This is a genomic window from Novosphingobium sp. AAP83, assembly GCF_001295795.1.
Taxonomy (GTDB): domain Bacteria; phylum Pseudomonadota; class Alphaproteobacteria; order Sphingomonadales; family Sphingomonadaceae; genus Novosphingobium.
In genome coordinates, this window is the sequence record NZ_LJHY01000009.1 from 1 (window position 1) to 25,604 (window position 25,604).

Genomic DNA, 25,604 nt, shown 5'->3' on the forward strand with positions numbered 1-25,604 from the left:
ACGGCTCTCCATGATCGTTCTCCATCAATGAATCACCATCGACGCCGAAACTCCATTAGTTTTTGCGGGTGTCCAGCTGGTCAAAAAGTGGCGCCGGGAATGGAAATTCGCGCTGGTAGAGGCGGACAATCCCGATTGGCTGGACCTGTGGGACCAGTGGTATCCGGCGGTGGAAGCGCGGGATGGCGAGGTCGAAAGGTAGCCAAGCCCCGTGTCAAGCACGGGGCGACGAGAAGTGGGGTGGTGGTTTTTTGGGGCTTTTGTTGAATTGGTTGAATGGCTATTCAGGGGTTTTTGCACTTGTCACCATTGTTTAGGACATAATTTCATAGAGTTTTGGCACTTTGTAGTGCTTTACTTATTTGTAATCCCGACGGAGTCTCCCGCGAATGTTGTTTCTAGTGTTTGCTGCCATGCTCACCCCAAACGACATCGGCAATGTCGCACCGCTCTGGAATGAGCTTATTCTCGGAGACAGTCCAGAAATCGTAGCTGAAAAGCTCGGGAAACTTCCCGAGGTTTCCAAGATCAAGGTTAAGCGATCAATTAAGGCCGGGAAAGAGCCTGATGTGGACATAAACCTTGTGGGTGCAGGCTACGAGATTCTTGGGGATGCTTACCAGATCAATCCAGTTTTCAATGCTGGAAAATTGAAATTTGTAAAGCTCTCTACAGGGCAAACATGCCGAAATACCGCTTTCACTCGCTATGCTTCGTTGACTGATGCGTTACGCGCAAAGTATCCTAACGTCGCACACGAAGGTTTCGAACAAAAGGATAAGGGCGCTTTTATCCAAGCCGAACTGGACCACCTAAACGGTCGGCGGGGGAGTCTCTACACAGCCCTGACCAACGGAGTAACTACAGTCCATGTTACCGTCGAAATCCTAACAATCGCTCGGCCATCAATTAACTACAATGGAAACGCAATAACCCGCTCGCTCAATGACTTACAATGGTCGATCTACCGGACGCAGTTGCAGGCTTGCGGTGGGACGGGAGACCAGCGGGCCATGATTTCGATTAACTATCACTCCGCCGAGAACTTCAACGCGATGATCGAGACGGTAAAAGCAACCATGACCGATGAAAAAGAAATGGCGAAAGACCGCCTTTAAGTTATGCTGAAAAACAACGGTGAAACTGCCCAATTCCGAGGACAGTATACCTAATTCCGGCTGCAAGCAGAGCCCCTCCGTCATTCGCTGGCGCGAATGCCACCTCTCCGTTTGTCCTTCGGAAAAACAGGGAGGATTGCGGCGGTTGTTCAGGCCTTCTCTGGCCCGCTAGCTCCCAGCACATGCGTGCAGCCCAGCGCTTCGGCGCTATCCGCATCCGTCAAAGCAGCAACCGTGCGCCAGCCTATCGAGCGCAGGCGTGCGGCTTCATTGCGGTTGTGGCCGAGTGGCAGGAACACGCGGTCTTCGGCGGGTTCGTGGGCGGCGAGGAGGTCGATCAGGGCGTCGGGGTAGAGCGAGAAGCCGGTGGCGGGTTCGCCTGCTCCTGATCCGGCGATGCGAAAGGTGCCGCCACGTCCTACGGGGCCGCGCACGCCTTCGGCATAGAGGGTGAAGCCGAACCATGTCTGGTATTCAAAGCCGTGGCGCTCGCTGGGGTCGAGCGTCAGGCGGGCCATGCCGTTCAGGCTGGCGGCGATTTCGCGCAGGGCCTTGATGCGGCTGGCGAGGGCTCCGCCTGCATCGATGGCGGCCAGTTTCTCGATGGCGCTATCGAATTCGCCGGTGGCATAGAGCAGCGGTACGTAAGCCTCGCCCCCTACATCGCGCAGGCCGCCTGCGTCCTTGGTATCGAGTTCGCGGCGGACGGCTTCGATTTGCGAAGGATCGAGCGGCAGGGCCTTTTCGGCCAGCGTATCGACCAGATCGGGCAGGGTGAAATCGACGCTGACGCCGCTTGCGCCTGCGGCCTGCAAAGCTTCAATCGCCAGTGCGACTGCTTCGGCGGCGGCGGCGACATTGTCTGCGCCGACGAGTTCGGCCCCGCATTGCAGCTTTTCACGCGCGGGGTTCAAGCCATCGGGCTTGATCGTGACGACTTGCCCCGCATAGCACAGGCGCAAGGGGCGCGGCGCTTCGGCAAGGCGGGTTTCGGCAAGGCGGCCGATCTGCGGTGTGTAGTCACTGCGCAGCGCCATCATCCGCAGCGAAAGCGGATCGACAAAGCGGAACATGCGGCGGCTCTGGATGCCCGCCATGCGCGCGGCAAAGCTGCGTTCGAATTCAATCGAGGGGGGCATGACGCGATCATAGCCGTGGCCGTGCATCGTGCCATGAATGGCGCGCATCACGCGCGTGGCAGTGGCCGCATCGCGCGGCAAACGGTCTTCGAGGCCTTCCGGCAGCAGATCGGGGTCGCTGGTATCCATGACGCGCGCCCTTAGCGGGGAATTTGCGGTGTGTCGAACATTGGTGTGGGGGTTTTTGGGTGTTAGGTGGGGAGTGCCGACCCCCGACCCCTCCCGCATGCGGGAGGGGGGAAGGTGACGGCCAACATCTGCGCCCCTTCCGCTTACCTTGCGTTTGCCGAAGGGGGAGGAGGGTTTCACGCAGAGGCGCGGAGAAGAAGGGGAGACGCGGAGGGGGAGCGTTGGTCGGCGAAGCCGTTTGCGGCTCGGGGCGTTGCGGTTGGTGCCAGGCCGGATTTTCGGGGGACCATGCGGTCCGGGACGACATCTCTGCGTCCCGCCTTCTTCTCTGCGTCTCTGCGTGAAACTTTGCAGCGTTGGAGTGCCCACCCCGCTGCGACTAAGACTTGCTGTGCAAGCCTAAGTCTCGCTCCCCTCCCGCAAGCGGGAGGGGGTGGGCATTCAACCTGGCAAAATTAGACGAACTTCAGGGCCTTGATCGTGCGGACGCCGGCAAGGGCGCCAGCTTGCTTGAGCACGTCCTGCGGCACGGGGGTGTCGAGCGAGAGCAGCAGCACGGCTTCGCCACCGGCATCGCGGCGGCCAAGGTGGAAGGTGCCGATGTTGATGCTGTTTTCACCCAGCAGCGTGCCGATGCGACCGATGAAGCCCGGCGCGTCGGAATTGACGATGTAGAGCATGTCACCGGCCAGATCGGCTTCGATGCCGATGCCGAAGATTTCGACCAGACGCGGCTGGCCGTTGCCGAACAGCGTGCCCGCAACCGAACGTTCGCCTTGGCTGGTGCTGACGGTGACGCGCACCAGCGTGCGGTATTCGCCTTCGCGATCATGGCGCACTTCGCGCACGTCCAGCCCGCGTTCCTTGGCGAGGAACGGTGCGTTGACCATGTTCACGGTCTGCGAATACTGCTTCATCAAACCGGCCAGAACGGCGGCGGTGATGGGCTTCTGGTTAAGCTGGGCTGCGGCACCTTCGACTTCGATCGAGATCTTGGTCAGGTTATCGTGCGCCAATTGGCCGACGAGGCTGCCGAGGCTTTCGGCCAGCGCCATGTAAGGCTTCAGCTTTGGCGCTTCTTCTGCCGAAAGCGATGGCATGTTGAGCGCGTTGGTGACGCCGCCGGTAACGAGGAAATCAGCCATCTGTTCAGCCACTTGCAGCGCCACGTTGACTTGCGCTTCATTGGTGGAAGCGCCCAGATGCGGGGTGCAGATGAAGTTTGGCGTGCCGAACAGCGGCGATTCCTTGGCAGGTTCCACTTCGAACACGTCGAGCGCTGCGCCTGCAACCTGCCCGGAATCAAGCGCGGCCTTGAGGGCCACTTCATCGATCAGGCCGCCGCGCGCGCAGTTGATGATGCGGACGCCCTTCTTGGTTTTGGCGAGGTTTTCCGCCGAAAGGATGTTGCGGGTCTGGTCGGTTAGCGGCGTGTGCAGCGTGATGAAATCAGCCTTGGCGAGCAGCGTATCGAGATCGGCCTTTTCCACGCCCATTTCGATGGCGCGTTCGGGCGTGAGGAACGGATCGAACGCCACGACTTTCATACGCAGGCCCAGCGCGCGGCTGGCGACGATCGAGCCGATGTTGCCTGCGCCGATCAGGCCGAGCGTCTTGCCGGTGACTTCAATGCCCATGAAGCCGTTCTTGGGCCACGTGCCAGCCTGCGTCTGTGCGTTGGCTTCAGGGATCTGGCGGGCAAGGGCGAACATCAGCGCGATGGCATGTTCGGCGGTGGTGATCGAATTGCCGAACGGGGTGTTCATCACGACCACGCCCTGTGCGGAAGCCGCCGGAATATCGACGTTGTCCACGCCGATCCCGGCGCGGCCGATGACCTTGAGGTTGGTGGCAGCGGCAAGGATTTCCTTGGTCACCTTGGTGGACGAGCGGATGGCGAGGCCATCATATTCGCCGATGCGCGCGATCAGCTGTTCAGGCGTTTCGCCGGTGATCACGTCAACATCGCAGCCCATTTCGGTGAAAATGCGGGCGGCGTTGGGGTCCATCTTGTCGGAGATGAGTACTTTTGGCTTGGTCATGATCTATTCCTCGTCATTCCGGCGACAAGCGGGATTCATTCCCGGCGTCGCGTGTGGGCGTGAGGTTGAAACTGGATCCCCGCCTTCGCGGGGATGACGAATTGGGGGTGTAGCGGGACCCCGGATCAAGTCCGGGGTGACGCCATTTGAGGTTGGTTAGGCGGCGGCCAGTTCGGCCTTGACCGTGGCATATGCCCAATCAAGCCAAGGGCCGAGGTCAACAATGTCCTCGGCGTTGACGGTTGCGCCACACCAGATGCGCAGGCCTGCGGGGGCATCGCGGTAACCGGCGATGTCATAGGCCGCATCGGCCTTTTCGAGCAGGGCGGCGAACTTCTTGATGAAGTCTGCATCCGCGCCTTCGACCGAGAGGCAGACCGAGGTTTTCGACCGGGTCGCTTCATCGGCGCACAAGTGCGAAAGCCATGGGCGTTCATCGACGATCTTGCCCAGCGCTGCGGCATTGGCATCACTGCGCGCCTGCAGGCCCTTCAGCCCGCCAAGACCCTTGGCCCATTCGAGCGCGAAGATGGCGTCTTCGACGGCGAGCATCGACGGGGTGTTGATGGTTTCGCCCTTGAACACGCCCTCGGTCAGCTTGCCTTTCGAAACAAGGCGGAACACCTTGGGCAGGGGCCATGCAGGGGTATAGCTTTCCAGCCGTTCGACCGCGCGGGGGCCGAGGATGATGACGCCGTGGCCGCCTTCGCCGCCCAGAACCTTCTGCCATGAGAAGGTGGCAACGTCGATCTTCGACCAATCGATGTCATAGGCGAACACTGCCGAAGTGGCATCGGCAAAGGACAGGCCTTCGCGATCGGCAGGGATGAAATCGGCACTGGGGACGCGGACGCCCGAGGTGGTGCCGTTCCATGTGAACAGCACGTCATTCGACCAGTCAATCGCGTTCAGATCGGGGATCTGGCCGTAATCGGCGCGCAGGATGGTCGGGTCGATCTTGAGTTGCTTGACCGCGTCGGTCACCCAACCTTCGCCGAACGATTCCCAAGCCAGCGTGGTGACGGGGCGTGCGCCCAGCATCGTCCACATCGCCATTTCGAACGCGCCGGTATCAGAACCGGGGACAATGCCGATGCGGTGCGTATCAGGCAGTTGCAGCACTTCGCGCATCAGATCGATGCTGTACTGCAAACGCGTCTTGCCGATCTTGGCGCGGTGTGACCGGCCCAGCGATTCGGTGGCGAGTTTTTCGGGGGAGTAACCCGGCGGCTTTGCGCAAGGTCCGGACGAGAAGAAAGGGCGCGCAGGTTTGCGTGCCGGGTAACCAACAGTCATGTAGTCTCTCCTTACAGAGAGCACGCGCGGCGTTGGGACCGCGTGGCCCGCTGACCGCTCTAGAGAGGTGGCCGGGATTGTCAATCGTGATGGGTACTGTGCTTTGGTGAGGGGGGGGCAGGCGTTGTGCAGTGTCCACCCTCGACACCTGCCGCAAGCGGGAAGGGTGAGTTCACGCAGAGGCGCAGAGAAGAAGGGGAGACGCGGAGGGGCGGCGGCGAAGCCGTATGCGGTTCGGGACGTTGCGATTGGTGTGATGCCGGATTTTTGAGAGACCTTGCGGTCCGGGACGACATCTCTGCGTCTCTACTTCTTCTCTGCGTCTCTGCGTGAAACTTTGAAGCGTGTGTTCGCAGCGTCGGAATGCCCACCCCGTTGCGACTAAGTTCGCCTAAAGGCTCACTAAGTCTCACTCCCCTCCCGCAAGCGGGAGTGGGTTCTTGTTCATTTCCGCTTACTTGTTTCCCCACTACCGCTTGCGGGAGGGGTTGGGGGTGGGCCCTTCTACTTCCCCACCGTCTCCGCCAGCATCGCCGTCGTGCGGGCGCTGGACCAATCATGTGCGCCGATCATGCGCCACACTTCCTTACCTTGTGAATCATACAAAACGGTCGTGGGTAGCATGCCGGTTTCGTAGAAGAAGCCGAGGTTGTTGTCCGGGTCCAGCCATGGTTCCAGCTTTGCAAACCTCCGTTCTGTGAAGAACTGCGCGACCTTGTTGTTGCCGCCCATGTCTTGCGAAACGGTGAGGACGCGCAGCTTGCCTTCATAGGCAACGCCCATCTTGTCGAGCATCGGCATTTCCAGCACGCAGGGCCCGCACCATGTCGCCCACAAGTTCACGAGGACGGGCGTGCCCTTGAGGTCACGCAGCTTAAGCGCCTTGCCCGAAGGGTCGGTCACGGTGAAATCGGGCATCTCTTTGCCGCGTGATGCGATGTCCAAAGTGCCGTTGAATTCGCCCTCGGCCGAACCTTCCGCAGAACTTTCCGCAGAACTTTCCGACGCTGTGGCACTGCTCTGCGGTTGCGAGTCGGGCGCAGCTTGCCTATCGCACCCCGCAGCGGCGAGCGCCGAGACCAACAGCAATATGGGCGAACGGAACGAGATGAGCGGCAATTCAGGCTCCAACCAAATGTGGGGCGGGCGTTTCGCAAGCGGCCCTTCGGCCATCATGCGTGAGATTAACGCCTCGATTCCCTTTGACAAGGCGCTGTGGCGGCAAGATATCGCCGCGTCAAAGGCCCATGTGGACATGCTGGCTGTGCAAGGCATCGTTTCGCACGAAGATGCGGCGCAGATTGCCGAGGGGCTGGATAGCGTCGCGTCGGAGTATGAGTTGAACGGAGTCCCCGAAAACTGGGACCTTGAAGACATTCACATGACCACCGAAAGCCGGTTGGCCGAATTGATCGGGCCGGTGGCGGGGCGGCTGCACACCGCGCGCAGCCGCAACGATCAGGTGGCGACCGATTTCCGCCTGTGGGTGCGCGATGCGATGGATCAAGCCGAATTGGGCCTGAAGCAATTGCAGATCGCGCTGGTGACACGTGCGGGCGAACATGCTGATTCGATCATGCCGGGCTTTACCCACCTGCAAACCGCGCAGCCGGTGACGCTGGGGCATCACCTGATGGCCTATTACGAGATGGCGGGGCGTGACCGTTCGCGCTTTGCCGATGCGCGCGTGCGGATGAACCGCAGCCCCTTGGGCGCAGCGGCGCTGGCGGGCACGGGCTTTCCGATTGACCGCGAGCGAACGGCCAAGGCGCTGGGTTTTGATGGTCCGACCGACAACAGTCTTGATTCGGTATCAGACCGCGATTTCGCGCTGGATTACCTGATGGCCGCTGCGCAATGTTCGTTGCACCTTTCGCGGCTGGCCGAGGAGTTCATCATCTGGGCGAGCCAGCCGTTCGGCTTTGTGACGCTGCCCGATAGCCTTTCGACCGGCAGCTCGATCATGCCGCAAAAGAAGAACCCCGATGCGGCAGAACTGGTGCGCGGCCATTCGGGGCGGATCGTCGGTTGCCTGACCGCGCTGATGATTACGATGAAGGGCCTGCCGCTGGCGTACTCAAAGGACATGCAGGATGATAAGCCGCCGGTGTTTGAAGCCGCCTCGCTGCTGGCGCTGTCGATCGCCGCGATGACGGGCATGGTGGCAGAGGCCAAGTTCCGCACCGAACGCATGCGCGCGGCGGCGGAACTGGGCTATGCCACGGCGACGGACCTTGCCGATTGGCTGGTGCGCCAGGCCAACATCCCGTTCCGCGAAGCGCACCACATTACCGGCAGCGCGGTGAAACTGGCGGAAAGCCGGGGCGTTGCGCTTGATCAATTGCCGCTTGAGGACTTGCAGGCCATCGACGCGCGGATCGATGATCGCGTTTATGCCGCGCTTTCGGTCGATGCCAGCGTCGCCTCGCGCGCGAGCCATGGCGGAACCGCGCCAAACGAGGTAAGGAAGCGAGTGGCCGAGGCGCGTGTGGCGCTGGGGCTGGAGGAATCGGCTTGAACGTCCGGCGCTCTTTATTGCTGACTGGCTTTGCCGCGCTCGCGCTGGCGGGATGCGGCAATCGTGCCGAGTTGAAGCTTGCACCCGATCAGACCTCGCCGCCGATCCCCTATGGCCGGGAGGTTCAGCCCGGGGCGGATGACTTGCTAAAACCTCCCGCGCAGGCAGCCCCTGCGCGCAATGTCGAGCCGCGCCGCCGCTCGCAGGATCGCGAAGACGATCCTTTCGACCTGCCACCCGAAAACTGAGAATTTCCGATGGACCATTTTGAATTGAACAACGGCGTGCTCCACGCTGAAGACGTGCCCTTGCCAGCAATTGCGGCTGAAGTGGGCACGCCCGTCTATGTCTATTCGCGCGCGACTTTGACGCGCCATGCCCGCGTGTTTCGCGATGCGCTGGGCATTTTGCCGTCAGTGAAGATCGCCTTTGCGGTGAAATCCAACCCTAACCTGTCGGTTCTCAAAGTGCTGGCGGCGGAAGGCTATGGCGCGGACGTTGTCTCGGGCGGCGAGATGGAGCGCGCGCTGGCGGCGGGTATGCTGCCCGATGGCATCGTGTTTTCCGGCGTGGGCAAGACCGAGGCCGAAATGCGGCGCGGGATTGAAGCGGGGATCGGCCAGTTCAACCTTGAGAGCGAGGAAGAAGGGCTGGAATTGGCCGCCATCGCGGTTTCGATGGGCAAGGTCGCCTCGGCGGCGCTGCGCGTCAATCCTGATGTCGATGCCGGGACGCATGGCAAGATTTCCACCGGCAAGGCGGAAAACAAGTTCGGCGTGCCGTTTGACCGTGCTGCCGCCATTTATGCGCGGCTGGCGCAGACGCCGGGGCTGAACATGCGCGGGTTGGCGCTGCACATCGGCAGCCAGTTGTCCTCGCTTGATCCGTTGGAGGCCGCCTTCACCAAAGTGGGCGGGCTGCTGCAGAGCATCCGGGCGAGCGGCCATGCGGTGACGCATATGGACTTGGGCGGCGGCGTGGGCGTGCCTTACAAGGCGGGCGAAGTGTTCCCGCAGCCTGCCGAATATGCCGCGATGATCGCCAAAGTGACCGCCGATTGGGGCGTGACGCTGATGTTTGAACCCGGCCGCGTGATCACCGGCAATACCGGTGTGCTGGTGACGCAAGTGATCCGCGTGAAGGAAGGGGCGAGTTCGCCCTGGGTTGTGGTCGATGCCGCGATGAACGATCTGGCGCGCCCTGCGATGTACGATGCCTGGCACGATTTTGCAGCAGTGGAGCCGAAGGGCGAGACCTTCGTCGCCAACATCGTCGGCCCGATTTGCGAAAGCTCTGACACGTTTGCGATGGCGCGCACGATCGATACGGTCGAGCGCGGCGATCTGGCGGTGTTCCGCACGGCGGGCGCTTATGGCGCGACGATGGCCAACACCTATAACTCGCGGCCCTTGGTGCCTGAAGTGATGGTGGATGGGGGCAAGTGGGCGGTGGTGGCAGACCGGATCGATCCGGCCACGATCCTTGCGGCGGAACGCCTGCCAGACTTCCTCAAGTAAAATGCAGTCGCTCCCCCTCTTTCACCGCATTGCGGGACAGCCGGTCATTCTGCTGGGCGAGGGGGATGCGGCAGAGGCCAAGCAGCGCCTTATCGAGCGCGCGGGCGGCAAGATCGTGCGCGACATGGCCGAGGGCATCGACGCGGGCGCGCGGCTGGCCTTCATCGCGCATGACAACCCCGATATGGCGCAAGGCGATGCGATCCGGCTGCGCTGTGCGGGGCTGCTGGTCAACGTGGTTGACCGGCCCGAACTGTGCGATTTCACCACGCCCTCGATCCTTGACCGCGACCCTGTGCTGATCGCGGTGGGCACGGGCGGGGCATCGGCGGGCTTGGCGAAGATTTTGCGGCTGCGGCTGGAGCGATTGTTACCGCAAGGGCTGGGCGCCTTGGCCCGCGCGCTGGAAGAGGCGCGCGAGGGGATGCGGGCGCGGTGGTCTTCGGTGGCGGATCGCAGGCGCGCGCTGGATGCGGCGTTGGACGAGGGTGGAGAACTCGACCTGTTCTGCGCAGGCAGCGACGCACGGGTTGGCGCTTGGCTGGCATCAGGCGCGGAGGGGCAATCAGGCCGGTTCGAGATTGTGCTGACGTCGAACGATCCCGAAGACCTGACCTTGCGCACTGCGAGGCTACTGGGGCAGGCGGATGTGGTGGTGCATGATGCTGGCGTTGCGCCGGAGATATTGTCGCGCGCGCGGGCCGATGCGGTGCGCGTGCTGGCGGGGGGTGAGGTGCCTGAGGGCGGGATTGTGGTGGTTCTCAAGCTCGCCTGATCGCGCTGACCTACGCTCGACACGAACGGAGGTCAGGGATTACCCCTTCATCGCCGCTTGCAATTGGCCGATGATCACTTGGCTCTGCTCTGGTCCTGAGCGGGGCACGAAGTCGCCGGTGCGGTCGCGGATCTTGTCCCAATTCGCCGCGAAGCCTTCGACGGTTTGTTCTGCGGGGGGCAACAACACGCCCTTGTTCATCGTGACCCATGCAGAGTGGTAGGCGCCTGCGCCTGCGCCGACGATGGCGTTGGTGGGGGCGTCTTCCGAGACGAGGAACAGGGCGGCGGGGACGACGCTCTCGGGGTTGAATAGCTTGAAGGCTTCTTCGGGGAAGATGTCCTCCGTCATGCGCGTGGCGGCGACGGGGGCGAGCGAGTTGACCCTGATGTTGTTCTTTGCGCCTTCAAGGTAGAGCGTTTTGGTGAGGCCTGCGACGCCGAGCTTGGCCGCGCCATAATTGGCCTGGCCGAAGTTGCCGAACAGGCCCGAGGAGGACGCGGTCATCAGGATGCGGCCATAGTTCTGCTCGCGCATCGTATCCCAGCAGGCCTTGGTGGCGAAGGCCGAGCCGATCAGGTGGACTTTCACGACCATTTCAAAATCGGCCGGGTCCATCTTGGTGAAGCTTTTGTCGCGCAGGATGCCCGCGTTGTTGATCAGCACGTGGACGCCGCCCCAGCGCTCTTTGGCGCGGGCGACCATTTCGGCCATCTGGTCAAATTCGGTGACCGAACCGCCATTGGACATGGCCTCGCCGCCCAAGGCTTCGATTTCTTCGACCACTTTGAGCGCGGCATCGGAATGGCCGCTGCCATCGCGCGCGCCGCCCAGATCGTTGACCACGACCTTTGCCCCGCGCCGTGCCAGTTCAAGCGCATAGGCGCGGCCAATTCCGCCGCCAGCGCCGGTGACAATGGCCACGCGGCCTTCGAAGGAAATGCTCATGCCACACAACTCCCCAGGGCGGGCTGACGGATCGATTAAGATGGCCGGTCGCTTAAGGTGGATTGTGCGATGCCATGCGCCGCAGCGCAAGGCAACTCCGCTTAAGCGATGCGCTTTACCCAGCCGTGGGTATCGGCAATTTCGCCGCGCTGGATTCCGACTAGCTTCTGGCGCAGCTTCTGCGTCAACTGGCCGGGGCCGCCCGATCCGATGGAAAATTCGCCGGTCTGGCTGGCGACTTTTCCGACGGGGGTGACGACCGCTGCGGTGCCGCAGGCGAAGGTTTCAAGCAGCTTCCCCGAGGCGGCATCGGCCTGCCACTGGTCAAGGCTGTAGCGGCCTTCGCGCACTGTCAGGCCTTCTTCGCGGGCCAATTGCAGCAGGCTCGAGCGGGTGATGCCGGGCAGGATCGTGCCGGTGAGTTCGGGGGTGAGGATCGAGCCATCATCGAACACGAAGAACAGGTTCATGCCGCCGAGTTCTTCAACCCACTTGTGCTCAGCCGCATCGAGGAACAGGACCTGATCGTGGCCGCGCGCAAAGGCTTCGGCGGTGGGGACAAGGCTGGCGGCATAATTGCCGCCGCACTTGGCCGCGCCGGTGCCGCCCGGAGCCGCGCGGGTATAATCGCTGACCCAGATCGAAACGGCAGGTGCGCCTGATTTGAAATAGTTTCCGGCGGGACTGGCAATGACGAGGAACTTGTATTGCTTGGCCGGACGCACGCCGAGGAAGGCTTCGCTGGCGAACATGAAAGGGCGCAGATACATCGATCCGCCCTCGACGCTGGGGAACCAGTCCTTGTCGGCGAGGACTTGCTGGCACACCGCTTCGATGAACAGGCTCTCGGGTAGTTCAGGCATGGCGAGGCGGCGGGCCGAGGCGTTGAAGCGTTCGGCATTGGCTTCGGGCCGGAACAGGGCGATGCCGCCGTCTGCGTCACGATAGGCTTTGAGGCCTTCGAAGATTTCCTGCGCATAGTGCAGGACGGCAGCGGCAGGATCGAGCGGGATCGGGCCATAAGGGACGACGCGGGCATCGTGCCAGCCTGTTCCTTCGGTATAATCGATCTCGACCATATGATCGGTGAAGGCACGACCGAAGCCCGGATCGGCCAGCACGGCATTCCGCACATCAACAGCCGTGGGGGCCGGATGGGGTGTGTGGGCGAATGTCAGGCTGGAATCGGCGGTCGTCGCCATGGGAAATCGGTCCTTGCGCAAAAGTTAAGAAAGCGCGGTTGAACGATTGTTGCGCAGATGGCAAGCGTTATGTAATAAATGTGAAGGGCCGCACCGGTCGATCCGGGCGGCCCTTCGCATGGTCAGCGGCCGGAAGTGCCGCCCACGAAGCCTCTATCGCTTAATCGAAACTCAGCGATAATGCTTCGCGCGGGACTGTACCGACCTCTGTGCTGAACCATGAGACATCGGATCACCTCCTTTCGCGCTGTTGAGCCATAATGCGCCACCCTTCCGGATGACTGGACCCCGGTTCAAACCCCGTTGGCCTTGCACCCAATGTGATTCATTCGGAGCCGAACAACAAGACTTGAATTCATTTTTTTTGGCGTCAGTATCCCGCCTTCGCAACTGCACAGGCGAACCGCCCTAACGGCTGCGGCAATCCTCGATCACCCGGCCGATTTCCGCCCACGCGGGCAGATAGAGCGTGGACAAGCCGTTCACCTCGACCGCAAACCGGCCCCTGCTGAATGCGATGGCATCGAGCAACGAGTCTGTGGTGCGGACGGTGGCGATCAATTGCGGCTGCTCTTGTGGCGCGGGCTCTGCCGACAGGGCGCGAATCTGGCTTGAGGTGACAATCGACATTGGCAGGGAAACCGCCGATGCGCCGCTGCGGATCAGCGATACGGTGCCGCTTGCGCGGTTGCAGGCGAGCATGAAGACCGTGCCGAATTGCGCGACGCTGCCTTGCTCACGCTGCGCATAGCGCCAGTCTCCCGGCGTTTGCGGGGCATCGCGCCATTCTTTGAAAGCGGCTGGCGGCGGCGATGGCGACGGCGGCGGCGGCGCAAGGGGCGCTGCGGGCCGTGGCACGGGCGGCGGCGGGGGCGGCGGTGCCACTGGCGGGGCCGAACAGGCGGCAACCAGCAGACACGCTGCACAGGAAAAAGCCTTGGTGATCGCAGATGCGCAATTGATTTTCATGGGACAACTATGGAAGGAACATCGCGTGACCTCAACCCATAGCCCCAAATCGAAACTGCGCGTTGACCAATTGCTGGTCGAGCGCGGCCTTGCCGAAAGCCGCGCCCGCGCGCAGGCGCTGATCCTGGCGGGGCTGGTGTTCTCTGGCGAAACCAAGATTGCCAAGGCGGGGCAGCCCCTTCCGCGTGAGGCGGCGCTGGAGGTGCGCGGACGCGATCACCCGTGGGTTTCGCGCGGGGGGATCAAGCTGGCGCACGCGATTGACGTGTTCGCGCTGGACCCGGCGGGCGTGGTTGCGATGGATATTGGCAGTTCCACCGGAGGATTTACCGACGTCTTGCTCCAAAATGGGGCAGTTCATGTCTATGCGGTTGATTCGGGCACAAACCAGTTGGCGTGGAAATTGCGGCAGGATGATCGCGTCACGGTTTATGAACAGACCAGCGCCCGCGTGCTGACCGCGCAGCACATCGACCGCCCTGCAACGTGGGTGGTGTGCGATGCCAGCTTTATTGCTTTGCGCAAGGTTCTGGAGGTGCCGCTGGCGCTCGCAACCCGCCCAACGCGGCTGGTTGCGCTGATCAAACCGCAGTTTGAGGTAGGCCGGGGCGAAGTGGGCAAAGGTGGCGTGGTGCGCGATCCGGTCTTGCATGAACGTGTGTGCGATGGCGTCCGCGACTGGCTGGAGAGTGAAGGCTGGACGGTGCAAGGCGTGGTGCCAAGCCCGATCACAGGCCCTGAAGGCAACGTCGAATTCCTTATATCTGCGACGAGAAGTTGATTTTTTCGCAGGTCTTGCCTGAAAATAAGATTGCTTATCGTTTCAGTGCACATTGCGCAGGGCCTTTTCCCCCGTCAATATCGAACGCGAATCGCGCTGGGGCGCTTAGCGTACGGGTGACATGAACTACCTTGCTTCTTCCGGCCAACTGCGGGCCAGCCTTTTGCGCTGGTCTTTGTTTACTGTGCCGCTCTTGTTTGTGCTTGGGTTCTTTTCGACACGGGTGGCCGGTGGCGGGCCGGGCGATCCGTGGTTCGATAATCTGGTCAAGCCGGTGTTCTATCCGCCAGCGATGGCCTTCCCGATTGTCTGGGGCGTCCTTTATGTTTTGATGGGCGTTTCGCTGGCGATGATTTTGTCGGCGCGTGGCGCTATGGGCAGGGGGCTGGCGGTTGTCGCCTTCGTGATCCAGATCGCGCTGAACTTCTCATGGTCGCCGGTGTTCTTCGGGATGCACCTGATTTCCGCCGCGTTCTGGGTTGCCGTGGCGATGGGTGTGGCCACGCTGATAACGACGGTGCTGTTCTGGCGCATCCGCCCTGTCGCAGGAATGCTGCTTTTGCCTTATCTGGCGTGGATATGTGTCGCCTGCGCTCTCAGTTCCGAGATCGGGCGTCTCAATCCTGAAGCCGATGGTGCATTTGGTTCATCAAGCACCGTGCGCGTAGAGATTTGACCCTTGCGGGCGGGCGATCGGCTGCCCACATAGCGGTTTAGTCAACTCCACGCAGGAACGTGCCATGCAAAGCGAAAATCCAGTGATCGCCGACTTCGTCAAGCTGCTCAACAGCGCCGCCGGCACGATTGCAGGCATGGGCCGCGAAGCCAGCGAAACCGCCCGTGAAAAGGCCAAGGAAATGTTCGGCGGCATGGATTTCGTCAGCCGCGAAGAATTTGACGCGGTCAAAGACCTCGCCTCTGCCGCGCGCGAAGAGGTGGAAAACCTTAAGGCACGCATTGCCGCGCTGGAAGCGGCAGCGAAACCGGACTGATTAGAGTCCGGCTTTGCGCAGCGCCTGATCCAGATCCTCGATCAGATCATCGGGATCTTCCAGTCCGACGTTCAGGCGCAGCATGCCTTCGCCAACGCCCATATCGGCGCGGGTTTCGGGGCCAACGCCATAGTGCGTGGTTGATGCCGGATGGCACATAAGGCTGCGCGAATCGCCGATATTATTCGAGATATCGATCAGTTCGAGCGCATCGAGCAGGGCATGCGCCTGTTCCAGCCCGCCATCGAGATGGAACGACAGGATCGTGCCGCCTGCCTTCATCTGCTTTTTCGCCAGATCATACTGCGGGTGGCTGGGCAGCCACGGATAGAGCAGGCGCGGCACGCGCGGTTCGATGAAGCTTGCCACCTTCATGGCATTCTCGCTCTGCCGGTGAATGCGCAAGTCGAGCGTTTCCAGCCCCTTGAGCACGACCCAAGCGTTGAACGCGGCGATGTTCGGTCCGGTGTTGCGCTGGAACGGCAGCAGCACATTGTTGATGAAATCTGCCGATCCGCAGACAGCGCCTGCCATCACGCGGCCCTGGCCGTCCATCATCTTGGTTGCGGAATAGGCAACGACATCGGCGCCGAAATCCATTGGGCGCTGCAAGGCGGCGGTGGCAAAGGCATTGTCCACCACGGTGGTGATGCCGTGCCGCTTGGCGAGCGCACAGACAAATTCCAGATCGACAATGTCCATCGTCGGATTGGCGGGGCTTTCGAAGAAGAACACTTTGGTGTTGGGGCGGATCGCCGCTTCCCATGCCGCATTGTCCGACGCGTCAATCGTCGTGCCTTCGATGCCGAAGCGCGGCAGCAGGTTATCGACCAGCCAGCGGCATGAACCGAACGCTGCCTTTGCGGCAACGATGTGATCGCCTGCGGAAAGCTGGCAGAGCAGCGCGGTGGTCATTGCGGCCATGCCGGTGGCTTGCGTGCGGCACGCCTCGGCCCCTTCCATCAGCGCGATGCGTTCTTCCAGCATCTGCACGGTGGGGTTTTGCAGGCGCGAATAGGTCATGCCCTCGGCTTCCCCGGCAAAGCGCGCGGCGACCGTGGCGGCATTGTCGTAAGCAAAGCCCGAGGTGAGGAACAGGGCTTCGGACGTTTCGCCCATTTCCGAACGCCACGTGCCGCCACGGATGGCTTGCGTTGCAGGGCGCCAGTTGCGGGTGATCGAGCGGTCTTGACCAGTGGTGCGTTTCATGACCCCTGCCTTAGTTTCCTGAAGGATGACGCGCAAGCGGCGGGATTGCGCACTTTGTGCCCTGCGCCTATTCGTGCGCAGGCATGACAGCCTTCACGCTTCCCCCTATCGACCATTTCCGCCCTGCTCAGCGTGACCCCGCAAGGCGTTGTGCGATTATCGCGGCGGCATTTTTTCTGCTGGTGATGCACCGGCTTGGCATTCCATCGACCCCGATGTTCGATGAAATCCACTATCTGCCCGCCGCGCGCCGGTTGATCGATCTGACCGCGCGGCTCAATCCGGAACACCCCTTGGTCGGCAAGCAGTTGATTGCGTGGTCGATGCAGCTTTTTGGCGATAATCCCCTCGGCTGGCGTTTCCCGTCTGCCGTGCTGGGCAGTATTGGCCTATGGGCGATGATGCGGGCGATGTGGTGGGCGAGCCTTTCGCGCTCTGCCACCGTGCTGTTCGGGCTGCTGCTGGCGACCGATTTCATCTGGTTCATGATGTCGCGAATTGCGCTGCTTGATATGGCGATGGCCGGATTCATGGCGCTGGCGATGTGGCAATGGGCGCTGGCGTGGCGCAATCCTTCGGGCACACTGTGGGCGGCGCGGGGCCATCTGGTGTTGACGGGCCTGTTCCTGGGCCTGTCGCTGGGTGGGAAATGGAACGGCGCGCTGCTGGTGCCGCTGCCAGGATTGCTGTTTGCGCTGAACCGCTGGCAGGCGCTCAAAGGCCGCCGGTTTGGCCTGCTATGGGCGTCGTCCGGGGCGGGGCCGGTGGCCGGTGTTTCCTTGATCGAGGCGGCGCTGTGGCTGGGCGTTCTGCCGCTGCTGGCCTATTTCGCCACGTTCTTGCCCGCGTTCTATTACAAGGTTGATCCGCTGACGGTGGACCGGCTGATCTCGTGGCAGGAGTATATGCTCCAGCTTCAGGACAGCGTGAAAAAGCCGCACAATTACATGAGCCAATGGTGGCAATGGGTGGCCAATATCCGCCCGATCTGGTTCCTCTATGAAAACATTGACGGTGCGCAGCGCGGCGTTTTGATGCTGGGCAATCCGTTCACGATGCTGGCGGGATTACCGGCACTGGCGCTTTGCCTGTGGGACGGGATCAAGGGGCGCGAAGGGACGGGCGCGCGCCTGCGTCTGCTGGTTGTGGCGGCCTATATCCTGCTGGTCGGCTTTTGGGCGATCAATGGCAAGCCGATACAGTTCTACTACCACTACATGCTCGCCAGTTGCTTCCTGATCGCGGCTTTGGCGCTGGTGCTTGGCGAATGGTGGGATTTGGGCCTGCGCTGGCCTGCCAAAGTCTCGCTGGTGCTGGCCTTTGGCGTGGCCATTGGCTTTTACCCGATCATCTCGGCAGCGGAACTGCCGAGGACCAATTCGTTCCTGGATTACACCTGGATGGATAGCTGGAAGTAACTCAGTACTTGCCCCAGACGAAGCGTGAGGACAGCGCGAAGTTCCAGACCGAGCCGAGCACGATGCCGACGATCACCGCGATCACGGCGGGGAATCCGATGGTCTTGAGAACGGCGGCAGAGCCCACGTTGGTTAGCAGGCCGAGCGAGCAGGTGAGGCCGAATTGTGCCCAGCCGCGCATGATCGGGCCGAAGCCGCGTAGACGCTTGTCGGAATAGGTAAGCTCGTTGTTCAGGATGAAGTTGAACGTCATTGCGATGATCGCGGCAAAGGTGTTTGCGGTGTTGAATGTCGCGCTTTCCGACCAGTTGCCATAGACGAAGCGTTCGCCCGCGATCAGTTTGAGCAGCACCCATAGCGCGCCCAATTGCACGGCGACGCCCATCGCGCCGACGGTGCCGAACAAGGCAAAGCGCGTCGGGATGATGCGGCCAAGCCACTTGTCGTAAAGGCCCACGAGGAATTCGAACACGACGGTCTGATCCAGTTTGCTTTCGCCCTCGGTACGTGCGGCGAAGTGGAGGGGGAATTCCTTGACTTTGAGCGGCTGGTCGACGGTCGCCAGAATATCGAGCAGGATTTTGAAGCCCACGCCCGAAAGGCGGTGCGCATCGGCGCGCAAGGTATCGGCGCGGATCATGAAATAGCCGCTCATCGGATCGGTCAATTCGACGCCGGTGACCTTGTTGGCGATGCGGTTGGCAAGGCCTGACGCTTTGACACGGTCAGGCCGGCCCCACGCTTCGGTGCTGGCCCCTTCGGCAAAGCGCGAGGCATAGGCAAGGTCATATTCGCCGCTTTCAACCACTGCCAGCATTTGCGGCAGTAGTGCAGGATCGTGCTGCTGATCCGCGTCCATCACCGCCACGATGGGGGCTGCGGTGGCGCACATGCCTTCGATAGCGGCAGAGGCAAGCCCGCGCCGCCCGATGCGTTCAATCACGCGGATGCGCGGATCTTCGAGCGATATGCGGCGCGCTTCATCGGCGGTGCCATCGGGGCTGTTGTCGTCCACGAAGATCGCTTCCCAAGCGACGCCTTGCAGCGCTGCATCGAGACGCGCGACCATGGGCGCGATGTTGGCCCGTTCGCGATAGGTCGGAAGGATGACGGCGAGTTGTAGCATATGCGTTGCGGCCCTTAGAGCCTTGCGAGCACCGCGTCACCAACTTCTGTCGTTCCCGCGGTTCCGCCAAGGTCACGGCCCAGAACACCATCGGCCAAAGTCTTGGCAACGGCGGCTTCGATCCGGTCAGCTTCTACCGAAAGGCCCAGTGAATGGCGCAGCAGCATGGCGGCAGAAAGAATTGTTGCCATCGGGTTGGCAAGGCCTTGTCCGGCGATGTCGGGGGCAGAACCGTGGATCGGTTCATAAAGGCCGAAGGTGCCGAATTCCGTTGCGCGCTCCCCCAAAGATGCCGAGGCGAGCAGGCCGATCGAGCCAACGCACATCGAGGCCTGATCGGACAGGATATCGCCGAAGAGGTTGCCGGTGAGGACCACATCGAACTTGCCCGGCGCGCGGACGAGCTGCATCGCGGCGTTATCGACATACATGTGTTCGAGCGCGACTTCGGGGTATTCCTTGGCCACTTCGATCACGACATCGCGCCAAAGCTGGCTGGTTTCCAGCACGTTCGCTTTATCTACTGAACATAAACGCTTGGCGCGGCCCATCGCGGTGCGGAAAGCGACGCGGGCGATGCGGCGCACTTCGCTTGTCGAGTAGGACATCACGTCATAGCCTTCGCGGTCACCATTGGCGGCGGTGCGGAAGCCTTTTTCGCCGAAGTAGACATCGCCGTTGAGCTCGCGCACGATTACCATGTCGATTGCGCCCGCCACTTCGGGGCGCAATGCTGAATGGCCTTCAAGCCCGGCGAAGACTTTGGCGGGGCGCAAGTTGGCGAAAAGGGTCAACGCCTTGCGCAGGCCAAGGATGGCCTGTTCGGGCCGCAAGTGGCGTTCGAGCGAATCGCAATCGGGATCGCCCACCGCGCCGAACAGGATGCCGTCCGACGCCTGCGCGATAGCCAGTGTTTCGGGCGGAAGCGGGTGGCCGTGCGCCTTGTAGGCAACGCCGCCGACCAAGCCAGATGTCATTTCGATGCCGTCGATGCCGAGAGCCTCGATCACGCGCACCGCCTGTGCCGTTACTTCAGGACCGATGCCATCGCCTGGCAGAACCGCAATCTTCATGAAAAACCCCTTAGCCCGTCTCGCTTATGCGCCGCAGCCGATCCAGCAGAATCGCGCGGGCCCCCATAACATCGCCCGCCCGTTCGGCAAGCAAACGGTTGCCGATTGCTTTGCCCTGCCGTTCCAGCCGGGACAGCAAATCGGGCCATGGCTCCTCTGGTGGCGGGGCAGGGGTGGCGCCATAACCCACTTCGCGCAGCAGCAGCACTTCGTATCCGGCCAGCACCCGCGCCCAACCCCGCGCCGATGGCGCATGACAAATGGCATCGAGCAAAGCGCCAAGGCCTTGATACAGTGGGGGATAGGAATGGCCTTCGGGCAGGCAGGCCGCGGTCAGCGCACAGGCCCAGCCGATCCCTGCACTGGGCAGGGGTTCGGAAAGCCAGGGGCCACGGCTGGAGACCAATTCCAATCGCGCCGAGGGCAGTTGCGAGGCAGTGCGTGCGCGCACTTCAACCTCAAGCAGATTGCCCGGGATCAGCAAAGGCCGCAACTCCCGGCCCCGCGCGCCAGCCACATAGGCAGCCGCAAGGCCATGGTCGGCCGTGAGCAGACGCACGATGGCCCCCGTTTCACCGTGGGGTCGTGAAGCACAAAGAATGGCGGGGGCGCGGATCAACATTTCTGGGCCCAAGTCTTTGCGCGTTTATGCCCGCCCGGGCAATATCGCTTAAAGTTACATAAGATCGTTGGAACATGCGGCATTCTGCGTTAGTTTAAAGAACATGAAGCAGCTCTTCCAGCATGCCGCAATCACGGACGGGGTGACAGTTCGCGTCGCCGTGAATTTCCTGCCTGAACAATCGCGCGTGGATGCGGGCAAATGGTTCTGGGTTTATCACATCCGGATTGAGAACGAATCGGACCAGCCGGTGCAACTCATCTCGCGCCACTGGCGGATTACTGACGGGCGCGGTTTGATCAATTTTGTCGACGGCGAAGGGGTGGTGGGCGAACAGCCTGTGCTCAAGCCCGGTCAATCACACGATTACGTTTCAGGGTGTCCGCTTGGCACCCATCATGGCAGTATGGAGGGGCATTACACAATGCAGCGCGCCGACGGCGGGCTGTTTGATGTGGCGATACCGTTCTTTCCTCTGGCGGCTCCGGCTCCTGCAAACTAACGCAAGCCGGATATGAAGCGTACCCACCTTCCTTTGAACGGCCTGCGCGTGCTGGATGCAGCCGCGCGCCATCTGTCGTTCACCCGCGCGGCAGATGAGCTGGCGGTAACGCCTGCAGCTGTCGGCCAGCAAATCCGCGCGCTGGAAGACCTGTTGGGCGTGGTGCTGTTCCGCCGCACGTCCAAAGGGCTGGAGCTGACGGACGAGGCGCTGTCAGGCCTTGATGCGATCCGCGAGGGCTTCCTGCGCTTCGAAGAGGGCGTTCAGGCGATGCAGGCGGGCCAATCAAGTCATGTCTATACCATCGCCTGCCCGCGCGATTTCTTCGCGGCTTGGCTCTCTCCACGATTGGCGGCTTTCCGGGCGGGCAATCCGCAAATGCGTTTTTCGCTGGTGGGCGGCGATGCCGATATCGATTTCACCGAAGCGAACCTTGATCTGGCCGTGCGCTGGACTGAAGGACCGGGCGATCTTGAGGGCATTGAACTGGGCGCACCGCTGATGGTCACAATCGCTGCGCCAGATGCTGCCGATGATTGCCCGTGGATCGGCTGGCCGGGCGATCCCGCGCCGGGTGGTGGCGATGTGGGTTTCTCGGTTGGCGATGCCGGCACCGCGATCAGTGCCGCACGGGCAGGCCTTGGCCGCGCCCATGTGCCGCACCAGTTGGCCGAAGCCCCCATCGCATCGGGCATGATCGTAGCCCAAGGCGAGCCTGAGCGTTCGCGGCGGGGCTATTGGTTGATTGCACCTTTGCCACAATGGAGGCAAAAAAAGGTCAAAGCGCTGGTTGCAGCCCTTTCTGGTCAATAAAACCCAGATCGGCCCTAGTTTTGGCCGAACAGTGGCCGCGGCATTACTCCATATTAACCTCGGGCATCTATTTCTCTTTTCATGGGGAAAAGCCACCTGACCGCCGCTTTGCTTACCGGGCCGAAAGGCTTGGGGGCAGCTTTGCGCCGCAGGTTTGGCGGGCATTGGGCACAGCGCAAAGGCGATAGTTTTACAAAGACTTATGCCAAAAATTTGTCGCATCGCTTGCCTCTGCTATATCTTGTCGTTGTGTTCAATTGCGTGCTGGTTGCTTCGCGCTTTCAAACGCTTGTACCGCCGTGGCTGTCTTTGTTTGGCCCGGTGGTGGTTGGCAGCTTTGCGATATGGCGCGCATACCATTGGTTGCCGCGCCGGGTAGACTCCCGCCCTTTGCCGATTTTGCGGCGCGATTTGCAGATGATGAGCTCCCTTGGCGCATCTTTCGCTTTTCTGATGGCTGTATGGGTGATGGGGCTATCGGCTTATGCCGATGCAACCGCACAGTCGTTCATTCACTATATCGTTGCCGTAACGCTGTTTTCCGGTGTTCTGGGACTTGGCCATACCCCGCTTACTGCACGGCGAATGGCGGTGGTGGTGGCGTTGCCGACATCGGTGCAAACCCTGTTGAGCGGGCATCCCAATGCGTTGGGAGTGGTTCTGGTACAGACTGTTGTGACCGCGTTGTTGCTGTTGATCACCAATGGCCATCATCGCGATTTCGTTAAACTTGAGCTGTCGCGCCAACGGCTTGTGCGCCGCGAACGCAAAGCGGCGCTGCTGGCGCAAGACAACATGCTGCAAGCCACGGTCGATCCGCTGACAGGGGCGCTGAACCGCCGTGCGATTCTGGCGCGGCTGGATGCAGAGCTTGCCGGAAAGCACACCGGGACTGCGGCGGCGTGGCTGGCCTTGATCGACCTTGACGGGTTTAAGCACATCAATGACACGTATGGCCACGCTGCGGGCGATACGGTGCTGGCCGCGATTGCGGCACGCCTTGCATCTGTTCCACGGGTGCGCTGTTTTGGTCGGCTGGGCGGCGATGAGTTTGCCGTGGTACTGGATGCCGCGTTGGATGAAGCTGCTATGCGCGCGCTTGCCAACGATCTGTCCGATGCGTTGCGTGCGCCGGTGCTGCACGGCAGCGTGGTGCTGCGGCTATCGGGTTCGATCGGTGTGCATCGTGTGGCCGGACGCAGCGCGAGCGATTGTCTGGAGCGTGCAGATGCCGCCCTGTACAAAGCCAAAGAGCAGTCAGATGGCACCGTGGTGGTGTTCAGCCCCGATGATGAAACCGAGCTTTTGCAACGCGGGGCGATTACCCGGCAGTTCAATGATTCCGATCTCGAACAGCGGATCAGGCTGGTTTATCAGCCGATTGTCAATCTTGGTGGCAACAGCATCACTGGGTTTGAAGCGTTCGCGCGGTGGAGCCCGGATGGACAAAACTGGCTGACGCCGGGGCAGTTTATGTCGCTTGCCGTGGCAACCGGCAGAACGGGTGAAATGACGCGGATGGTCATGGCCCGCGCCTTGTCTGAATGCCGGGCATGGGAGCAGGGGCGCACCCTTTCCATCAATCTTGCACCGCGCGATGTGATGCGCGCTGGCACGCCGGATGTTTTGGCGCGGCTGGCCGAAGATGCCGGTGCGCCGCCCCAAGCGATCATTCTTGAGGTGACCGAACGGGCGCTGATCGATGATCCCAAACGGGCCGAGGCACAGTTGAAGGCGTTTCGCGCGCGCGGTTTCCGGATTGCGCTGGATGATTTCGGCGCAGGCTGGTCAAGCCTGAGCCAGGTACACAGCTTGCCCTTGGATATGATCAAGATCGATCAGGCGCTGTCGCGGGCGTTAAGCAGCGATCCCGGCGCGCGCGCGCTGGTGAGCAGCATCGTTTCGCTTGCATGGCAATTGGGGATTGATTGCACGCTTGAGGGTGTTGAAGATGAAGTGCAGGCAGAAACCGCACGTTCGCTTGGGGTGCGGCTGATGCAGGGCTATCACTTTGGTCACCCTACGCCTGCGGCAGAGGTTATGGCCGGCCTTGCGGGCGTGAAATACAGCGCGGCCTAATGTTCAAACACCACGGGGCGTGGCGTGCCGGGGGGGTGGATGCGCCTGAACAACTTGCCCTTTTCGCTGAACAGCACAAGCAGCAGCGCAAATATGCCCGCTGCCAAAAGGCCCAAAGCCAGCGGGTGCGCCGTACCATCATAGGCCTGACCGATGGTAATGCCGACAGTCGATGCGGAGACCGTGCGCAGGAATGACTGCACCGAACTTGCAGACCCTGCGGTGCGTTCAAACGGTTGCAGCGCAATCGAGGTGAAGTTGGCACCGATAAAGCCGATCAGGATCATGTTGGTGATCATCAGCGGCAGGAATTGCCACAGTGTTTGCGTTGGCCAGCTTGAAACCCATGTTTGCAACAAGCTTACGGCGATAAACGCAAAAATTGCGGTGTGCGATACGCGCCGCGCGCCAAACCGCTCAACGATGCGCGAGTTCGAGAAGTTGGCAAAGGCCATCATCAGCGCAGACAAGCCGAACAGCAGAGGGAATTGGGCGCCTGCGCCGAAATGTTCGCCTACCAACTGTTGCGAGCAATTTACATAACCTATCAACGCGCCAAAGGTCAGCGAGCCACCCAGAACATAGCCGATCGAAGGGCGGTTGGTGGCAGCACGGATCATATTGGTGGCAATAGATCCCAGCCGGATGGGTTGGCGATGTTCGGGCCGCAGGGTTTCGGGCAGGCGCAGCGCCACCCATGTGGCCATGACACAGCCCATCACGGCCAGAAAGACGAAGATCCAGCGCCATCCGGCCATCAGCAGCACCAATTGTCCGATACTGGGGGCAAGCATCGGCACCACCAGAAACACGACAGAGATCATCGACATCTGCTTGGCCATTTGATCGCCGGAAAAACGATCGCGGATGACGGTAGCGGGAAGGACGGCCAGTCCGCCGCAGCCCATCGCCTGCAAAACGCGCATTCCCAGCAGCATGTCGAAGCTGGTAACCAGCGCGCACCCCAGGGAGAACAGCACGTAGATGCCAATGCTGCCGAGCAGGATCGGGCGCCGCCCGTAACGGTCTGCCAGCGAACCCGGGATCAGTGAAGCAAAGCCCGAAGCGAGCAGGAAAACACCTACTACCAACTGCCGCTGGTTTGGGTCTGGCACGGCCAATTCGCGTGCGATACCGCCCAGCGCGGGGAGCATTGCATCAATCGCCAGCGCCTGAAGCGCCATGACCAATGCCATCATCGCAATCGTTTCTCGCGCCCCCATTGTGCGCAACGGGGGTGGCAATTCTGGCTGATCGGAGGTCATTTGCCCCATCTGGACCAGAATGATTGTGAATCCCACCCTTTATGTTGCGCTGCGATACGCGCTACCATGCT

24 protein-coding genes are annotated in these 25,604 nt (G+C 61.5%); 12 read left to right on the forward strand and 12 right to left on the reverse strand.

The features are described from left to right. Window positions 1-389: 389 nt before the first annotated feature. Window positions 390-1,118, forward strand: coding sequence for a hypothetical protein (locus tag IP81_RS05060; RefSeq protein ID WP_054106906.1), 729 nt, complete (start codon window positions 390-392; stop codon window positions 1,116-1,118). Between the two features lie 149 nt (window positions 1,119-1,267). Here the strand turns inward: IP81_RS05060 and IP81_RS05065 are convergent, their stop codons facing one another. From IP81_RS05065 to IP81_RS21220, 4 genes are all read right to left on the reverse strand, one after another. Further along, complete coding sequence (locus tag IP81_RS05065) at window positions 1,268-2,386, reverse strand: ATP phosphoribosyltransferase regulatory subunit (RefSeq protein ID WP_054106907.1); 1,119 nt, start codon at window positions 2,384-2,386, stop codon at window positions 1,268-1,270. Between the two features lie 455 nt (window positions 2,387-2,841). Then, window positions 2,842-4,428 (reverse strand): phosphoglycerate dehydrogenase, encoded by a 1,587-nt coding sequence (gene serA / locus IP81_RS05070; protein WP_054106908.1) that lies wholly within the window; start codon window positions 4,426-4,428, stop codon window positions 2,842-2,844. Window positions 4,429-4,584: 156 nt separating this feature from the next. Continuing rightward, on the reverse strand, window positions 4,585-5,724 hold the full coding sequence (locus tag IP81_RS05075) for a phosphoserine transaminase (RefSeq protein ID WP_054106909.1): 1,140 nt from the start codon (window positions 5,722-5,724) through the stop codon (window positions 4,585-4,587). Between the two features lie 504 nt (window positions 5,725-6,228). Continuing rightward, window positions 6,229-6,642 carry a TlpA disulfide reductase family protein gene (locus IP81_RS21220; RefSeq protein WP_231626234.1) on the reverse strand — a complete coding sequence of 138 codons (414 nt, stop codon included), beginning with the start codon at window positions 6,640-6,642 and terminating at the stop codon, window positions 6,229-6,231. 190 nt (window positions 6,643-6,832) lie between these two features. On the opposite strand from IP81_RS21220, the gene argH reads away from it, so the two are divergent. Genes argH through IP81_RS05100 form a run of 4 tightly spaced genes read left to right on the forward strand, consistent with a single transcriptional unit; the run spans window position 6,833 to window position 10,534 of the window. Continuing rightward, the gene (gene argH, locus IP81_RS05085; RefSeq protein WP_231626236.1) at window positions 6,833-8,242 is read left to right on the forward strand and encodes an argininosuccinate lyase; all 1,410 of its coding nucleotides are present in this window, start codon (window positions 6,833-6,835) and stop codon (window positions 8,240-8,242) included. Then, window positions 8,239-8,490, forward strand: coding sequence for a hypothetical protein (locus tag IP81_RS05090; RefSeq protein WP_054106912.1), 252 nt, complete (start codon window positions 8,239-8,241; stop codon window positions 8,488-8,490). The genes argH and IP81_RS05090 overlap by 4 nt, the downstream gene beginning before the upstream one ends. 9 nt (window positions 8,491-8,499) lie before the next feature. Continuing rightward, the gene (gene lysA / locus IP81_RS05095; RefSeq protein ID WP_054106913.1) at window positions 8,500-9,759 is read left to right on the forward strand and encodes a diaminopimelate decarboxylase; all 1,260 of its coding nucleotides are present in this window, start codon (window positions 8,500-8,502) and stop codon (window positions 9,757-9,759) included. A 1-nt stretch (window position 9,760) separates the two neighbouring features. Beyond that, entirely contained in the window at window positions 9,761-10,534 is a 774-nt protein-coding gene (locus tag IP81_RS05100) for a bifunctional precorrin-2 dehydrogenase/sirohydrochlorin ferrochelatase (protein WP_054106914.1), read from the forward strand. Window positions 10,535-10,573: 39 nt separating this feature from the next. On the opposite strand, the gene IP81_RS05105 is transcribed toward IP81_RS05100, so the two are convergent. The 3 genes from IP81_RS05105 to IP81_RS19540 form a co-directional block, all read right to left on the reverse strand. Then, window positions 10,574-11,482 carry an SDR family NAD(P)-dependent oxidoreductase gene (locus tag IP81_RS05105; RefSeq protein ID WP_054106915.1) on the reverse strand — a complete coding sequence of 303 codons (909 nt, stop codon included), beginning with the start codon at window positions 11,480-11,482 and terminating at the stop codon, window positions 10,574-10,576. Between the two features lie 101 nt (window positions 11,483-11,583). Next, window positions 11,584-12,684: a branched-chain amino acid aminotransferase gene (locus IP81_RS05110; RefSeq protein WP_054106916.1), complete on the reverse strand. Its 1,101-nt coding sequence runs from the start codon at window positions 12,682-12,684 to the stop codon at window positions 11,584-11,586. A gap of 408 nt (window positions 12,685-13,092) precedes the next feature. Next, entirely contained in the window at window positions 13,093-13,653 is a 561-nt protein-coding gene (locus IP81_RS19540; protein ID WP_082355988.1) for a hypothetical protein, read from the reverse strand. Here IP81_RS19540 and IP81_RS05120 point away from each other — a divergent pair. The 3 genes from IP81_RS05120 to IP81_RS05130 all read left to right on the forward strand — a co-directional run bounded on the left by IP81_RS05120 (window position 13,652) and on the right by IP81_RS05130 (window position 15,426). Then, a complete protein-coding gene (locus IP81_RS05120) occupies window positions 13,652-14,434 on the forward strand; it encodes a TlyA family RNA methyltransferase (protein ID WP_054106936.1) in 783 nt (260 codons plus the stop codon). The genes IP81_RS19540 and IP81_RS05120 overlap by 2 nt on opposite strands. Window positions 14,435-14,555: 121 nt before the next feature. Further along, complete coding sequence (locus tag IP81_RS05125; protein WP_054106918.1) at window positions 14,556-15,110, forward strand: TspO/MBR family protein; 555 nt, start codon at window positions 14,556-14,558, stop codon at window positions 15,108-15,110. Window positions 15,111-15,174: 64 nt separating this feature from the next. After that, window positions 15,175-15,426 (forward strand): accessory factor UbiK family protein, encoded by a 252-nt coding sequence (locus tag IP81_RS05130; RefSeq protein ID WP_054106919.1) that lies wholly within the window; start codon window positions 15,175-15,177, stop codon window positions 15,424-15,426. On the opposite strand, the gene IP81_RS05135 is transcribed toward IP81_RS05130, so the two are convergent. Beyond that, window positions 15,427-16,635, reverse strand: a complete 1,209-nt coding sequence (locus IP81_RS05135; protein ID WP_054106920.1) for a PLP-dependent aspartate aminotransferase family protein — start codon at window positions 16,633-16,635, stop codon at window positions 15,427-15,429. A gap of 83 nt (window positions 16,636-16,718) precedes the next feature. On the opposite strand from IP81_RS05135, the gene IP81_RS05140 reads away from it, so the two are divergent. After that, window positions 16,719-18,053, forward strand: coding sequence for a phospholipid carrier-dependent glycosyltransferase (locus IP81_RS05140; protein WP_054106921.1), 1,335 nt, complete (start codon window positions 16,719-16,721; stop codon window positions 18,051-18,053). A 1-nt stretch (window position 18,054) separates the two neighbouring features. On the opposite strand, the gene IP81_RS05145 is transcribed toward IP81_RS05140, so the two are convergent. The 3 genes from IP81_RS05145 to IP81_RS05155 are packed head-to-tail and all read right to left on the reverse strand — an operon-like array spanning window position 18,055 to window position 20,874. Continuing rightward, on the reverse strand, window positions 18,055-19,179 hold the full coding sequence (locus IP81_RS05145; protein WP_054106922.1) for a glycosyltransferase family 2 protein: 1,125 nt from the start codon (window positions 19,177-19,179) through the stop codon (window positions 18,055-18,057). A 14-nt stretch (window positions 19,180-19,193) separates the two neighbouring features. Beyond that, entirely contained in the window at window positions 19,194-20,252 is a 1,059-nt protein-coding gene (gene leuB / locus IP81_RS05150) for a 3-isopropylmalate dehydrogenase (RefSeq protein WP_054106923.1), read from the reverse strand. Window positions 20,253-20,262: 10 nt separating this feature from the next. After that, window positions 20,263-20,874, reverse strand: a complete 612-nt coding sequence (locus IP81_RS05155) for a DNA repair protein RecO (protein ID WP_054106937.1) — start codon at window positions 20,872-20,874, stop codon at window positions 20,263-20,265. A gap of 103 nt (window positions 20,875-20,977) precedes the next feature. Here IP81_RS05155 and apaG point away from each other — a divergent pair, with 103 nt between their 5' ends. From apaG to IP81_RS05170, 3 genes are all read left to right on the forward strand, one after another. Beyond that, window positions 20,978-21,376, forward strand: a complete 399-nt coding sequence (apaG, locus tag IP81_RS05160; protein WP_054106924.1) for a Co2+/Mg2+ efflux protein ApaG — start codon at window positions 20,978-20,980, stop codon at window positions 21,374-21,376. A gap of 12 nt (window positions 21,377-21,388) precedes the next feature. Further along, window positions 21,389-22,189, forward strand: a complete 801-nt coding sequence (locus tag IP81_RS05165) for a LysR family transcriptional regulator (RefSeq protein WP_054106925.1) — start codon at window positions 21,389-21,391, stop codon at window positions 22,187-22,189. 417 nt (window positions 22,190-22,606) lie between these two features. After that, on the forward strand, window positions 22,607-24,268 hold the full coding sequence (locus tag IP81_RS05170; RefSeq protein WP_197274523.1) for a bifunctional diguanylate cyclase/phosphodiesterase: 1,662 nt from the start codon (window positions 22,607-22,609) through the stop codon (window positions 24,266-24,268). On the opposite strand, the gene IP81_RS05175 is transcribed toward IP81_RS05170, so the two are convergent. Then, on the reverse strand, window positions 24,265-25,533 hold the full coding sequence (locus tag IP81_RS05175; RefSeq protein WP_054106927.1) for a multidrug effflux MFS transporter: 1,269 nt from the start codon (window positions 25,531-25,533) through the stop codon (window positions 24,265-24,267). The genes IP81_RS05170 and IP81_RS05175 overlap by 4 nt on opposite strands. Window positions 25,534-25,604: the final 71 nt, after the last annotated feature.

Excerpts from the sequence above, each read along its gene's own strand:
- IP81_RS05060 (WP_054106906.1), top strand. The coding sequence starts at position 390 with ATGTTGTTTCTAGTGTTTGCTGCCATGCTCACCCCAAACGACATCGGC.
- IP81_RS05065 (WP_054106907.1), bottom strand. The coding sequence starts at position 2,386 with ATGGATACCAGCGACCCCGATCTGCTGCCGGAAGGCCTCGAAGACCGT.
- serA (WP_054106908.1), bottom strand. The coding sequence starts at position 4,428 with ATGACCAAGCCAAAAGTACTCATCTCCGACAAGATGGACCCCAACGCC.
- IP81_RS05075 (WP_054106909.1), bottom strand. The coding sequence starts at position 5,724 with ATGACTGTTGGTTACCCGGCACGCAAACCTGCGCGCCCTTTCTTCTCG.
- IP81_RS21220 (WP_231626234.1), bottom strand. The coding sequence starts at position 6,642 with ATGCCCGATTTCACCGTGACCGACCCTTCGGGCAAGGCGCTTAAGCTG.
- argH (WP_231626236.1), top strand. The coding sequence starts at position 6,833 with ATGAGCGGCAATTCAGGCTCCAACCAAATGTGGGGCGGGCGTTTCGCA.
- lysA (WP_054106913.1), top strand. The coding sequence starts at position 8,500 with ATGGACCATTTTGAATTGAACAACGGCGTGCTCCACGCTGAAGACGTG.
- IP81_RS05100 (WP_054106914.1), top strand. The coding sequence starts at position 9,761 with ATGCAGTCGCTCCCCCTCTTTCACCGCATTGCGGGACAGCCGGTCATT.
- IP81_RS05105 (WP_054106915.1), bottom strand. The coding sequence starts at position 11,482 with ATGAGCATTTCCTTCGAAGGCCGCGTGGCCATTGTCACCGGCGCTGGC.
- IP81_RS05110 (WP_054106916.1), bottom strand. The coding sequence starts at position 12,684 with ATGGCGACGACCGCCGATTCCAGCCTGACATTCGCCCACACACCCCAT.
- IP81_RS05120 (WP_054106936.1), top strand. The coding sequence starts at position 13,652 with ATGGGACAACTATGGAAGGAACATCGCGTGACCTCAACCCATAGCCCC.
- IP81_RS19540 (WP_082355988.1), bottom strand. The coding sequence starts at position 13,653 with ATGAAAATCAATTGCGCATCTGCGATCACCAAGGCTTTTTCCTGTGCA.
- IP81_RS05125 (WP_054106918.1), top strand. The coding sequence starts at position 14,556 with ATGAACTACCTTGCTTCTTCCGGCCAACTGCGGGCCAGCCTTTTGCGC.
- IP81_RS05130 (WP_054106919.1), top strand. The coding sequence starts at position 15,175 with ATGCAAAGCGAAAATCCAGTGATCGCCGACTTCGTCAAGCTGCTCAAC.
- IP81_RS05135 (WP_054106920.1), bottom strand. The coding sequence starts at position 16,635 with ATGAAACGCACCACTGGTCAAGACCGCTCGATCACCCGCAACTGGCGC.
- IP81_RS05140 (WP_054106921.1), top strand. The coding sequence starts at position 16,719 with ATGACAGCCTTCACGCTTCCCCCTATCGACCATTTCCGCCCTGCTCAG.
- IP81_RS05145 (WP_054106922.1), bottom strand. The coding sequence starts at position 19,179 with ATGCTACAACTCGCCGTCATCCTTCCGACCTATCGCGAACGGGCCAAC.
- leuB (WP_054106923.1), bottom strand. The coding sequence starts at position 20,252 with ATGAAGATTGCGGTTCTGCCAGGCGATGGCATCGGTCCTGAAGTAACG.
- IP81_RS05155 (WP_054106937.1), bottom strand. The coding sequence starts at position 20,874 with ATGTTGATCCGCGCCCCCGCCATTCTTTGTGCTTCACGACCCCACGGT.
- apaG (WP_054106924.1), top strand. The coding sequence starts at position 20,978 with ATGAAGCAGCTCTTCCAGCATGCCGCAATCACGGACGGGGTGACAGTT.
- IP81_RS05165 (WP_054106925.1), top strand. The coding sequence starts at position 21,389 with ATGAAGCGTACCCACCTTCCTTTGAACGGCCTGCGCGTGCTGGATGCA.
- IP81_RS05170 (WP_197274523.1), top strand. The coding sequence starts at position 22,607 with ATGATGAGCTCCCTTGGCGCATCTTTCGCTTTTCTGATGGCTGTATGG.
- IP81_RS05175 (WP_054106927.1), bottom strand. The coding sequence starts at position 25,533 with ATGACCTCCGATCAGCCAGAATTGCCACCCCCGTTGCGCACAATGGGG.